The sequence below is a fragment of the Delftia sp. K82 genome, assembly GCF_002193035.1.
In the GTDB taxonomy this organism is placed as follows: Bacteria; Pseudomonadota; Gammaproteobacteria; order Burkholderiales; family Burkholderiaceae_C; genus Comamonas; species Comamonas acidovorans.
Window position 1 is genome coordinate 103033 of record NZ_MYFL01000004.1, and the last position, 12354, is coordinate 115386.

The 12354-nt window shown below is 66.5% G+C and carries 12 protein-coding genes; 2 read left to right on the plus strand and 10 right to left on the minus strand.

Going from position 1 to position 12354, the window contains the following annotated elements:
* Positions 1-17: 17 nt before the first annotated feature.
* Genes KDK82_RS23855 through KDK82_RS23870 form a run of 4 tightly spaced genes read right to left on the minus strand, consistent with a single transcriptional unit; the run spans position 18 to position 4059 of the window.
* Positions 18-1199, minus strand: coding sequence for an ABC transporter substrate-binding protein (locus KDK82_RS23855; protein ID WP_043825208.1), 1182 nt, complete (start codon positions 1197-1199; stop codon positions 18-20).
* A gap of 37 nt (positions 1200-1236) precedes the next feature.
* A complete protein-coding gene (locus KDK82_RS23860; RefSeq protein WP_088166411.1) occupies positions 1237-2274 on the minus strand; it encodes a branched-chain amino acid ABC transporter permease in 1038 nt (345 codons plus the stop codon).
* Positions 2275-2296: 22 nt separating this feature from the next.
* Positions 2297-3178 carry a branched-chain amino acid ABC transporter permease gene (locus tag KDK82_RS23865; RefSeq protein WP_013799949.1) on the minus strand — a complete coding sequence of 294 codons (882 nt, stop codon included), beginning with the start codon at positions 3176-3178 and terminating at the stop codon, positions 2297-2299.
* Complete coding sequence (locus KDK82_RS23870) at positions 3175-4059, minus strand: ABC transporter ATP-binding protein (protein ID WP_088166412.1); 885 nt, start codon at positions 4057-4059, stop codon at positions 3175-3177. The genes KDK82_RS23865 and KDK82_RS23870 overlap by 4 nt, the downstream gene beginning before the upstream one ends.
* A 130-nt stretch (positions 4060-4189) precedes the next feature.
* Here KDK82_RS23870 and KDK82_RS23875 point away from each other — a divergent pair, with 130 nt between their 5' ends.
* Positions 4190-4933, plus strand: coding sequence for a TetR/AcrR family transcriptional regulator (locus KDK82_RS23875; RefSeq protein WP_088166413.1), 744 nt, complete (start codon positions 4190-4192; stop codon positions 4931-4933).
* 200 nt (positions 4934-5133) lie between these two features.
* Here KDK82_RS23875 and KDK82_RS23880 read toward each other — a convergent pair whose 3' ends face one another.
* From KDK82_RS23880 to KDK82_RS23890, 3 genes are read right to left on the minus strand one after another with little or no spacing between them, the layout of a single operon-like run.
* The gene (locus KDK82_RS23880) at positions 5134-6759 is read right to left on the minus strand and encodes an ATP-binding protein (protein WP_088166414.1); all 1626 of its coding nucleotides are present in this window, start codon (positions 6757-6759) and stop codon (positions 5134-5136) included.
* A 14-nt stretch (positions 6760-6773) separates the two neighbouring features.
* Positions 6774-7214: a Cu(I)-responsive transcriptional regulator gene (cueR, locus tag KDK82_RS23885; RefSeq protein WP_063327858.1), complete on the minus strand. Its 441-nt coding sequence runs from the start codon at positions 7212-7214 to the stop codon at positions 6774-6776.
* 43 nt (positions 7215-7257) lie between these two features.
* Positions 7258-7452 (minus strand): heavy-metal-associated domain-containing protein, encoded by a 195-nt coding sequence (locus KDK82_RS23890; RefSeq protein WP_088166683.1) that lies wholly within the window; start codon positions 7450-7452, stop codon positions 7258-7260.
* Between the two features lie 300 nt (positions 7453-7752).
* On the opposite strand from KDK82_RS23890, the gene KDK82_RS23895 reads away from it, so the two are divergent.
* On the plus strand, positions 7753-9456 hold the full coding sequence (locus KDK82_RS23895) for a methyl-accepting chemotaxis protein (protein ID WP_012201976.1): 1704 nt from the start codon (positions 7753-7755) through the stop codon (positions 9454-9456).
* Between the two features lie 105 nt (positions 9457-9561).
* Here KDK82_RS23895 and KDK82_RS23900 read toward each other — a convergent pair whose 3' ends face one another.
* The 3 genes from KDK82_RS23900 to KDK82_RS23910 all read right to left on the minus strand — a co-directional run bounded on the left by KDK82_RS23900 (position 9562) and on the right by KDK82_RS23910 (position 12322).
* Positions 9562-10680: an alkene reductase gene (locus tag KDK82_RS23900; RefSeq protein ID WP_088166415.1), complete on the minus strand. Its 1119-nt coding sequence runs from the start codon at positions 10678-10680 to the stop codon at positions 9562-9564.
* An 81-nt stretch (positions 10681-10761) separates the two neighbouring features.
* Complete coding sequence (locus KDK82_RS23905; RefSeq protein ID WP_088166416.1) at positions 10762-11343, minus strand: NADPH-dependent FMN reductase; 582 nt, start codon at positions 11341-11343, stop codon at positions 10762-10764.
* Between the two features lie 4 nt (positions 11344-11347).
* Complete coding sequence (locus KDK82_RS23910; protein ID WP_088166417.1) at positions 11348-12322, minus strand: tripartite tricarboxylate transporter substrate binding protein; 975 nt, start codon at positions 12320-12322, stop codon at positions 11348-11350.
* Positions 12323-12354 lie beyond the last annotated feature (32 nt).

Below are 12354 nucleotides of genomic sequence, written 5' to 3' on the forward strand. Positions count from 1 at the left end.
GTCTGTTCGGACGACGGTCAAAGTGCGATCCAGTCAGAGGCAGGCAGCATCTTCTGCGCCTTCATGTCCGCCTTGTAGACGCGGCCCACGGGAATCGAATTGCCCTTGATGGTGATGGGCACGCCGATCAGTCCGCCCGTGTCGAAGTCCTTGATGGAATTGAGCGCGGCCTTGAGGTTGGGGCCGGTGAGCGGCTTGCCCGCGTCCAGGCAGCGCCTGGCCGATTCCACGAACAGCATGGCCGCCAGGAAGCCCTGGATATAGGCCGTACTCTGGTACTCGGGGCGCAGCGCGCGGATCTTGTCCAGCATGGGCGCCTTGGCCGAGGTGTCGTAGTAGTAGCGGTAGGGCATGACGCCCATGAAGCCGTCGCCGGCCTCGCCCATCTTCATGACGGTGGAGCTGTCCATGGTCCAGAAGGTGCCCATCCATTGGCTGGTCATGCCCATCTGCTTGCCCTGCTGGATGAACTCGGGAATGGGCGCGAGGATGTAGCCGTGGAAGATGGTGTAGTCGGGCGCGGCGCGGCGCAGCTTGATGACTTCGGTGGACACGTCCACGCTGCCGGGCGGCGTCATCAGCTTGGCCACCACGTTCAGGCCCAGCTTCTTGGCGGCCGCCTCGCTGGCCTCGATGGGGTCGCGGCCGAATTCGGAGTCGGAGTAGACGAAGGCCACCTTGGCGCCCGGCTTTTCCTTGGCGATGTGCTTGAGCAGGATGCCGAACATCTCCGTGTAGTCGGGCCCCACGAGGAACTGGTTCGGGTACTTGGCCGGGTTGTTGAGCTCGGTGGCGAAGGAGGCGCCCGCCATGAGGATGGCGCCGTTGCGGTCCAGCTCCGGGTTGATGGTCTTGGAAAAGCCCGTGGAGTCTCCGTAGTAGAGGTTGACCTTGTTCTGGCTGGTGATCTTCTTGAACGCGGCCACCGAGACATCGACCTTGTAGCCCGTGTCCTCGGGCACGTAGCGGACCTTGCGGCCCTTGATGCCGCCTGCCTCGTTGACCATCTTCACGTAGTCGCCCATGCCGGCATTGATGCCCACGCCCGCGAAGGCGAACACGCCCGTCATGGGGATGGAGCCGCCGATCACGATGTCTTCGCCGCCAGCCTGGGCGCGGGCGGCCAGCGGTGCGGCCAGGCTGGCGCCGGCCGCCAGCAGCAGGCTGCGGCGGCGCGAGGAGGTCGGGTGTTGTTGCATTGCTTGTCTCCTTTTGCTTGTCGTGCGCGGCGCCGCCTCAATTGCGGAAGGGCCACAGGTGGAAGAAGCGGCGCAGGCGCCGCCACATTTCTGCGAGCCCCTGCGGCTCGAAGACCAGAAAGACGATGATCAGCAGCCCGAACACCATGGTGCGCACGGGCGACAGGAAGACGGCCAGCTCGGAGCCGCCGGGCAGCAGGTCCACGATGAGCTTGAGCAGCTCCGGGACCATGGTCATGAAGACCGCGCCCAGGATGCCGCCCAGGATGGAGCCCATGCCGCCGACGATGATGGCCGCCAGAAAGAAGATGGACATCAAGAGCGGAAAGCTCTCGGGCGTGACCACGCGAAAGAAGTACGCCCACAGCCCGCCCGCCACGCCCGCGTAGAACGAGGACAGCCCGAACGACAGCAGCTTGTAGCGCAGCAGCGGTATGCCCAGCACCTCGGCCGAGATGTCGCGGTCGCGGATGGCGATGAAGGCGCGGCCTATGCGCGTGCGAAACAGGTTGGCCGCGCCCAGCAGCATCAGCAGCGTGACGGGCACGATCACCCAGTACAGCCGGAACGAGGTGTCCAGCGCCACGCCGAACACCGTGGCCGGCTGCAGCGTCAGGCCCGCCGTGCCGCCCGTGAGCTTGAGGTTGGCGAACAGGAAATGGGCGATGAACGAGGCCGCGATGGTGGCAATCGCCAGGTACAGGCCCTTGACGCGCAGCGAGGGCAGGCCCACCACGATGCCGCCCAGCATGGCCACGAAGCCGCCCGCCAGCAGATTGAACAGCACGGGCGTGCCCCAGCGCGCCTGCAGGATGGCCACCGTGTAGGCGCCCAGTCCCATGAAGGCGGCCTGGCCCAGGCTGACCAGGCCCGTGTAGCCGGTGAGGATGTTCAGCCCCGTGGCGCCGGCCACGTTGATGCTGACCAGGCAGGCCAGGTACAGCCAGTAGTCGCTTGCCATGAAGGGGAACAGCAGCAGCAGCGCGCCGGCCATGGCCAGCCAGATGCGTTGCGTGCGGGAGTCGAACAGCGCCGCATCGGCGATGTAGCTTTCCTTGAGGGTGCCTATGCGCATGCTGCCGTCTTTCTGAAGCTGTCTAGAGCCGCTCGATCTCGTGCGTGCCGAACAGGCCGTAGGGCCTGAGCATGAGCACCACGACCAGCACGATGAAGGTGGCCAGCAGCTTGTACTCGCCGCCCAGGTAGGCGCCGGCCAGCGCCTCCACCAGGCCGATGAACAGGCCGCCGACCAGGGCGCCCAGCACGCTGTCCAGCCCGCCCACGATGACGACCACCAGCACCGACAGGCCGAACACGCCCATGCTCGAAGAGATGCCGCCGATGGAGCCGACGATGATTCCCGAGACCGCCGCGATCATGGCCGACACCACCCAGGCCAGCGAGAACACGCGCGGCACGTTGATGCCCACCGAATAGGCCGCTGCCTGGTCGCTGGCCGTGGCGCGCAGGGCCACGCCGCCACGCCAGTAGCGGAACACCAGCAGCACGGCCGCGATGAAGACCACGGCCACGGCTGCGCCCCAGGCCACCTTGGGCGCGAGAAAGGCCTCGCCGATCATCACGGGCTGCGTGGGCATGAACTCGGGCAGACGGCGCTGGTCGGCCGTCCAGATCAGCTCCACCAGGCCCACCAGCACCGAGGCCAGGCCCACGGTGACCATGAACACCGAGATCGGCGGCTCGCCCAGCAGCGGCCGGATCATCGTGCGCTCGATCAGCGCGCCCAGCAGCCCCGTGCCCAGCACGGCGGCGGGAATGGCCAGCCACAGCGGCAGCGCGAACATGGCCGCGAAGGTGAAGAACAGGTAGGCGCCCACCATCAGCAGCTCGCCGATGGCGATGTTGACCACGCGCGTGGCCTTGTAGACCACCACGAAGGCCAGCGCGGCCAGCGCATACAGGCCGCCTGCGGCCAGGCCCGTGAGGGCGATCTCGAACAGGTAGGCCCAGTCCATCATGCGGCCCTCTGTGCCAGGGCAGGCTGCGGCGTGGCGGGCTCTGGCCGGGCGGACGCGCCGCGCAGCCGGCGCCGCAGCTCGCCCACATCACCGGCGCCCAGGTAGGCCCGGTTCACCTCGGGATCGGCCTGCACCACGGCAGGCGTGCCCTGGGCGATGACCTGGCCGAAGTTGAGCACCACCACATGGTCGGACAGGTCCATGACCATGCCCATGTCGTGCTCCACCATGAGCACGGTCACGCCCCACTCGGCGCGCACGTCGAGGATGAAGCGCGCCATGTCCTCGGTCTCCTCGCGGTTCATGCCGGCCACGGGCTCGTCCAGCATCAGGATGCGCGGCTGCATGGCCAGGGCGCGCGCCATCTCCACGCGCTTTTGCAGCCCGTAGGACAGGGCGGCCACGGGCGCATGGCGGATGTGGTCTATCTCCAGGAAATCGATGATGCGCTCCTCGATGTCGCGGCGCAGCTCGGCCTCTTCGCGGCGAGCGCGGCCCAGGTAGAGGAGGGCATCGAACACGTTGGTGCGCAGGTGGGCGTGGCGGCCCAGCTTGATGTTGTCCAGCACCGTCATGCCCCGGAACAGCGCAATGTTCTGGAAGCTGCGCCCCAGGCCCAGCCGCGCGCGGCGCGGCGCCGGCATGCGCGTGATGTCCTCGCCCTGGAAGCGGATGGAGCCGCCCGTGGGCCGGTAAAAGCCCGAGATGGTGTTGAACAGCGACGTCTTGCCCGCTCCGTTGGGGCCGATCACCGCCGTGATCGAGCCGGGCTGCACATCGAAGCCCACGCCCGACAGCGCCTTCACGCCGCCAAAAGCGAGCGTGACGCCATCGACCTGCAGCAAGGGGGCGGGCGGGCCGCCGTCGGGGTGTGTCTCCATGGCGCTCTCGTGCGTTGGTTCGTCGAGCCGGGCAGGAGCCTACTGATGCGTAGGCTGTTTACTTTGGAGTAGATTCTGGTTGTCGCCCTCCGCATGCAGCATCGGTGATTTCCCCGGTGCACCCGCCGCCATGAAGCCATCGAGCCCTGAAACCAAGACCCGACCCAGCCCCGGCACTCGCGCCCGCAAAGGCCGTGCGGCGCCCGCCGTGGACTCGCCCTGGAGCGGCACGCCCGACCGCGAGCAGCAGCGCGAGGCCAAGCGCCAGGCCGTGCTGCAGGCCGCCGCGCAGCTGTTCAACGAGCGCGGCTTTTCCGCCACCTCGCTGGACGACATCGCCGCGCGGCTGGGCGTGAGCAAGCCCACGCTGTACTACTACGTCAAGAACAAGGACGAGATCCTGCTGCAGTGCGTGAACCAGGGCCTGGCCATGACGCTGGAAGGCATCGAGGCCTCGCGCCGCGCAGGCGGCCAGGCCGTGGACCAGCTGCGCGCCTGCATGCAGGTCTATGCGCGCATCGTCACCATGGACTTCGGCATGTGCCTGATCCGTGTCGGCGACGAACAGGTCCCCCCCGACAGCCGCCGCGAACTGCGCCGCCAGAAGGCCGCCATAGACCAGGCCTTCCGGCGCCTTGTGGCCGCTGGCGTGGAGGAGGGCTCGCTGGCCCCCTGCGACCCCAAGATGACGGCCTTCGTGATTGCTGGCGCACTCAGCTGGATAGGCCGCTGGTACCAGCCTGGCGGCCAGTACTCGGCCGAGGAAGTGGCGCAGCAGTGCATTGATACCTTGATGGGGGGGGTGTTGCGCAGGGCGGAGCCTGCTCGGCGCGCGGCCTCCGCAAAGCGCGCGGCAAACCCTTCCAAGGATTGAGCCGAAGCCGCACATGCCCGCAGAGCTTTGGTTCTATAGAGGTGTTTCCAAGAGCCTAAAAGAGCCTCCGGCAATTTTGGGGCGCTTTATAAGTCGTTGTGGGAAAACAGTTTTTCTCACTCTCTAAAAGAGGCTAAAGAACTTGGCATCTTTTGGACTCATAGGCCGGTCTTGATGCCACGGCCCAAACGCTGCAGATATCAATCCGACAAATGCCATCGTGCCCAACGGCGCGCACCCATCAGCTGGAGGCGCCCCTCATTGCGCAGCTCTTTCAGCAGATCCTGAACGGCACTCATTGGCAAGGACGGCAGCACCTGCCGCAGTTCGGCCAGCGCAGCACCATGCTCTCTGTGCTTTGTGAGGTGTTTGAGCAGCAGCGCCTTGTTGGTCTCTCTGTCCAGGCCGCGTTGCCGGGTATGCGTTCCTTTGGCGCCCAAAGACGCATACAAGGCCTCGGACAGGATGTAGCGCGTCCCTTTGCCTCGACCTATGGATTCCACCGCTCCCGCCGCCAGCAGGCCTGCAAGGCGTTCCCTCAAAGGGGCAGACAGCGGCTTTTCCTGTTGCAGGCATTCCAGCGCGAGGTAGTCCAATGTCGAGAAGCTGCTCAGCTTCTCTTCGCCGAGGTGCTCCATGAAGCGTACGAAGGCCGGGTTGCGCACTCCGCCTTCCAGGGTCAGCCGTACTTCGTGGGCGGATGTTCCTGCAAGGCTGGGCAGGGGCTTGCCTTGTCGCACCGCGCTTTCCACCATGAGATTCAGGCCTTGACCAGAGCGCTCGATCAAGCCGCAGCGGGCGAGGGCTTCGGCGAGTCTGCGATTGCGCGGATTCTGTTGGTCAATGATGTTCTCGGGCGTGATTCCGGGCGGCAGTCCTCCCGGGCTGATCACCTCCAGCCGCTTGGAAAATTGCCTGACGAAAATCGAACCACCCAGGCGATAGTCCCTATGGGCAACTGCATTCAGGAGCGCTTCCCGGACCGGAACCTCGGCAAATGTCGGCAGGTCCATGCGGAAAAAGTCGTCCTGGTAGCTTTGGCGGTCATTGCGCAAGTTGATCTTTTTCCAGAGCGCGTCCTGCCACGCAAAAAAACCTTCTCGAAACTCTTCGCGATCGGCGGCTGGTCCTGCAGCTTCGGACGACCGGTATTCAAATACCAGCTCCGCCTGGGCCAACCATCTTGTCAGAGCCGCTCTTTTGCCGAACAGGATGAGCGCGGCATAGCTCACCTGATTGCCTTCTACGAGCAACTCTGCATCCCGCAAGGTCTGTTCGTCGCTCAGTTCGCGTCTGCGAGCGGTATTGCCTTTGCGAGCCCAGCGCTCCCGGAACAATGCAATGGATGACGGCTCCAGGTCCTCCAGCGTGGCCCCTGGGCATGGCTGTGCCGAGAAGTCGGGGCCGGTTTCATCGAAGATGGCCCGCAGTTCTTGCGCGCTCATTGCCGCCAGATCATCGCCAGCCCGTTTGAGAAAGCTGCCGTCGATCTGCCATGCCGTGCCCGGCAGCCGGGAGGGCACACGCACAACCAGCACACGGCCTTGCGGCAGGCGCAGTTCCTCAACAGGGATACGGTGGCCCAGTCTCTGGTGCAATCCGGCCTCGGTGCGGCCCGGGTCTTCGAACGCCTGCGTACCTACGATGAGGCGAGGTCGTTTGTCGGTCACGCCCAGCACGATGGCGCCGCCGCCTTCGTTGGCCAGGGCTACGCAGTACTTGAGCAGTTTTTCAAAGTCATAGCGCTGCTTGGCTTCCTTGAACTCAAGCCGCTGACCTTCAGGCTCAAGCAACCATTGGTGAAGCTGTGTGGGCGTGGTGAGCATGCCCACAGCTTAAATTACGCGCCGCTTCCCACTGTGTCGGGCGCCGCCAGATCATCCAATATCGGGCAGTCCGGCCGGTCGTCGCCGTGGCAGCAGTGCACCAGGGTCTTGAGCGTGCGCTGCATGGCCTGCATGGCGGCGATGCGCTCGGTCAGTTCGTCGATGTGGCGCTGGGCGATGGCCTTGACCTGGCTGCTGGCGCGGCTCTTGTCCTGCCATAGGCCGAGCAGGGTGGCGATCTCGTCCATGGAAAAACCGAGGTCGCGCCCCCGGCGGATGAAGCGCAGGGCGTGCACGTCGGCCTCGGCGTACTGGCGGTAGCCGCCGTCCGTGCGGTGCATGGGCGGCAGCAGGCCCTGGGCTTCGTAGTGGCGCACCATGCGCGCCGAGACACCGGCGCGGCGCGCGGCCTCGCCGATGGAGACGGGCCAGTGCTGTGCGGGGTGGGCGGACATGGTGCGTGCCTTTCGGATGCCTTCGGTGTCTTTGAGGTGTCTCTCAGACGACCTTGTAGCCTTCTTCGGCAATGGCGGCGCCCAGTGCCTCGCGGCTGGCGCTGCTGTCGACTTCAACGCGCTGGGCTGCGCGATCGATTTTTACCTGGGCCTGGTCATCCACGCCCTGCACGGCCTGGGTGACGGCGCGTTCGCAGTGGCCGCAGGTCATGCCCTGCACGGTGAAAACATGTTGCATCTCTCGCTCCTGGTTGGGGCGCGCCGAAGTGGCGCAAGCCATGGACGGCATGTTGAACCCTGACACCATGGCAAGGTCAAGCGCCTGGCTGGACAAGGGTTGATTTGGCCCAATTCGATGTGAGCCGGCCGGCTCAATGATCCGCTGCAATGGCCGATAGATCGAAAAGAGCCGTGAATATGCAAAAACCGTCATAGACCATTGGCGATCATCTGACAAACTGCAACAATTTGTATTTACGTTGGCGCTATGCATTTGGAGACCGTGCGTGCGCCCTGACTGACAGAGAGGAAAACGGTCATGAACTTGTTGGGAATGATGCGGGCTTTCACGATCCGCACGCGGATGCTGGGTGCCATCGCCATGGTGCTGGTACTGCTGGGTCTGCTGGGCGGAGCCGGGATGCTGGGCATGTTCCGCATCCATGGCATGAGTCAGCAGTTCATGCATACCTCGTACGCCAAGATGGGCTACATGGTGGAGTTGCGCGCCGAGCTGGGTGCCGTGCGCGCCCATGAAAAGGACATGATCATCCAGTACGAGCGTGCCGAAGAGGTGCGCAAGGCCCACACCCAGTGGCTGGCCGCCATCGACCGCGTGAAATCCGTGGCCGAGCGCTTTCTGAAGGATGAGGATCCGGCCGACGATGCCATCGTCAGCGGCATCTCCGAGCGCGTGGACCGCTACCGCCAGCAGTTCGAGCACATTGCGCGACAGCTGGAGGCCGGTGGCTATGACACGGCGACCACGGCCAACCGCATGAGCGGCAAGGCCATGGCCGAGGTGGCCGAGGTCGAAAAGCTCATCGCCCAGCTCGACCAGCTGCTGCGCCAGCAGGTCGATGCCATGGCCGCCGAGGAGCAGGGCGTGGCCGAGCAGACGCAGTGGATCTTCGTGGCGGCCGTGGTGCTCACGGTGCTGGTGGTGGTGCCGCTGACGCTGATGAACATGCTGTCCATCTGCCGCCCCCTGGTGCAGGCACGCCAGACGGCGCTGACCATCGCCCAGGGCGACCTGTCGCAGAGCGTGAAGGTGGAGGGCAAGGACGAGGTGGCCGACCTGCAGCGCGCGCTGGACCAGATGCAGCAGAGCCTGGGCTCCATGGTGACCCAGGTGCGCGACGCCAGCGGCAACATCGCCACGGCCAGCCAGGAGATCGCCACGGGCAACCAGGACCTGTCCTCGCGCACCGAGCAGACGGCCAGCAATGTGCAGGAGACCGTGGCCTCGCTGTCCCAGCTCACGGCCACGGTGCAGCAGACGGCATCGTCCTCGCAGCTGGCCAACCAGCTGGCGGCCTCTGCCTCGACCACGGCCACGCGCGGTGGCGACGTGGTGGCCCAGGCCGTGGTCAGCATGCAGGAGATCACGACCTCCAGCCGCAAGATCGGCGACATCATCGGCCTGATCGACTCCATCGCCTTCCAGACCAACATCCTGGCGCTGAACGCCGCCGTGGAAGCGGCACGCGCCGGCGAGCAGGGCCGCGGCTTTGCCGTGGTGGCGGCCGAGGTGCGGTCCCTGGCCCAGCGCTCGGCCCAGGCGGCCAGCGAGATCAAGGCGCTGATCCAGACCAGCGTGCAGGCCGTGGACGTGGGCGTGCGCCAGGTCGAGGACGCGGGCAAGACCATGAAAGAAATCGTGGACAGCGTTCAGCGCGTGGGCGACATCATTGGCGAGATCACGGCGGCTTCCAGCGAGCAGTCGGGCGGCATCGGCCAGGTCAACCAGGCCGTGGGCGATATCGACCGCATGACGCAGCAGAACGCAGCCCTGGTCGAGGAATCGGCTGCCGCCGCCGAGTCGCTGCGCGAGCAGGCCGCGCGCCTGGCGCAGGTGGTGGGCCAGTTCCGCATTGCCGGTGCGGCCGTGGCGTCCATGGGCTCGCATGCTTCCTATGGCCGTCCCTCCCAGGGCCAGCCCAGCCTGGCGCCGGCTGCAGGCCGCGCCTCGCTGGCCTCTGGCCGGGACACGCGCGAGACCCAGCTGCTGGAACACGCCTGAGATAGCGGACGCAGGGACAGGGGCCTGACTCCTGTTCCACGTGGATCGTCTGAATAAAAAAAGCGGAGTGCGATGCACTCCGCTTTTTGTTTGTGCGGCCGCAAATCAGGCCTGGCGCGCGAACGGGTAGTCGATATAGCCCTCGGCGCCGCCTCCGTAGAACAGGCTGGAGTTCCAGGGGTTCAGCGGCAGGTCGTCACGCAGGCGGTGGACCAGGTCGGGGTTGGAGATGAAGGCCTTGCCGAAGGCCACGATATCGGCGTGGCCGCTTTCCACGGCGCGCAGCGCCATGTCGCGGTCATAGCCGTTGTTGACCATCCAGGCGCCCTGGCCGCCGGCCTCGCGGTAGGCGGATTTGAGCGCCGCGTAGTCGAAGGGCCGGTCGGGCAATTCACGCGGGCCGCCGGTGGAGCCTTCGATGATGTGGATGTAGGCCAGGCCCAGCGGCGCCAGCTGGCGCACCACGTATTCGAACAGCGGCTGGGGGTCGGCATCGGCGATGTCGTTGGCCGGCGTCACGGGCGACAGGCGGATGCCCACGCGGCCGCCGCCCACGGCATCGGCGGCGGCGCGCGTGCATTCGAGCAGCAGGCGGGCGCGGTTCTCGATGCTGCCGCCGTAGTCGTCATCGCGCTGGTTGGCGCCGGTCTTGAGGAACTGGTCCAGCAGATAGCCGTTGGCGCCGTGCAGCTCCACGCCGTCGAAACCGGCCGTCTCCACGGCATTGCGCGCGGCCACGGCGAAGCTGTGGACGATAGCGGGAAGCTCGTGCTGGGCGAGCGCGCGCGGCGCGGAGGTGGGCACGAACTGGCCCTTGCCCGAGTCCTCGTCGATCACATAGGTCTTGGATTTGGCCGCCACCGGGGACGGCCCCACGGGCGCCTGGCCTTCGGGCTGCAGCGAGGTGTGCGAGACCCGGCCCACATGCCACAGCTGGGTGACGATGCGCCCGCCGGCCTTGTGCACGGCGTCGGTCACGCGCTTCCAGCCGTCGAGCTGCTCGCTGCCGTACAGGCCCGGCACATGGGCATAGCCCTGGCCCTGGTGGCTGATGGCCGTGCCTTCGCTGATCAGCAGGCCGGCGCTGGCGCGCTGGGCGTAGTAGGTGACCATGATGTCGTTGGGCAGGGCCTGGGGTGCGCGGTTGCGCGTCAGGGGCGCCATGGCGATGCGGTTGGGCAGGCGCAGCTCGCCGGCCTGTATGGGTTCGAACAGAGAGGTCATGCAACGGGGCTTTCTGTGCGTGAAGCAAAAGCGCCACCCGTGCGGGCGGCGCGGCGTACGGCACAGATTACGCCCATGGAATCAATCGTGCAGGCCAGGGATTTGCGCGCTGTCGTGCAGGCGACGGTGCTGCGCCACGAGTCGCCCCAGCGCCTGCATCTGCGCCGTCACGAAGCTGCGCGTGGCGGCATCGGTGCACAGGCCCTGGCTGTCGAATTTCTGCGCCGCCTGGCCCACGAACACCTCGGGCCGGGCCAGCACGTCGGCTTCCATGCACTGCAATACCTTGCGCAGTTCGTACTGCACGCGCGCCCCGCCCAGCGGGCCGGGCGAGGCCGAGACAAGGACCACGGGCTTGTGCCGAAAGGGTTGGTCGTCGCCACGCGAGATCCAGTCCAGCGCATTCTTGAACATGCCTGGAATGGAGAAGTTGTACTCGGGCGTGGCCAGCACCACGGCGTCGGCACGGCGGATGCGCTCGCGCAACTGGTGCACGGATTCGGGCATGCCCGTGGCCAGCAGGTCGGCATCCAGCGGCGGCAGCGCGCGCCAGTCGCAGACCTGCATCGTGGCCTGGGGTGGCAGGCATTCGCCCGCCAGCTCCAGCAGCAGGCGGTTCAGTGAATGGCGGCGCAGGCTGCCGCACAGGCCGATGATGTCCATGGCGTCAGGCCTGCAGCGGTATGCCGACCTGCTGGATGACGCCGCGCCAGCGCGCGATCTCGGCGCCCACCATGCCACGCATCTCCTCGGGGCTGCAGGGCATGGCCGCGCTGCCGGCGCTGGCCAGGGCCTGGAGCAGGTCGGGCTCCTTCAGGGCCTTGTGGGTTTCGGCGGCCAGCCTTTGCACCACGTCGGCGGGCGTGCCTGCGGGCGCGGCCAGGCCCAGCCAGGAGCGCACCTCGAAGCCGGGCAGCACGGCCGAGGCCGGCGGCACCTCGGGCAGGGTGGGCCAGGCCTGGGCGCTGGTGACGGCCAGGGCGCGCAGCCGGCTCGATTTGATGTGTGGCATGGCCACGGTCAGCGTGTCGCTGAGCACGTCCACATCGCCCGCTATCACGGCCTGCACGGGTGCGCCACCGCCCCGGTAGGGCACGTGCAGCAGCTGCACCTTGGCCGTGGAGCCCAGCAGCTCGCCGGCCATGTGCTGGGTGGAGCCCACGCCCACTGAGGTGAAGGTGATGCGGCCCGGTTCCTTGCGCGCCATGGCCAGCAGATCGGCCAGGGTCCTGGCGGGATGCTCGGCGCGCACGGCTACTACGAAGGGAAAGGACGAGACGGTGGAGACAAAGGCGAAGTCCTTGACCGCGTCGTAGGGCAGCGATTTGCGCAGCGCGGCCGACACGGTGTGCGCGCCCGTGAACATGACCAGGCTGTAGCCGTCCGGCACCGCCTTGGCCACGAAGTTGCTGGCAATGGAGCCGCCCGCGCCGCTCTTGATCTCCACCACCACGGGCTGTCTGAGCGATTCCTGCAGCTTCTGGGCCACGAGCCGGGCCACCACGTCGGCATTGCCGCCCGCGCCAAAGCCGTGGATCAATTGAATGGGCCGGTTGGGAAAACCGCCCTGGGCCCGGGCCGTGGACAGGGCGAGTGAGGCGGCGCCTGCAAGCAGGGCCGTGCGTCGGGTGATGGCAGTCATGTCATGTCTCCTTTTTTGTATTGCGCGCTGCG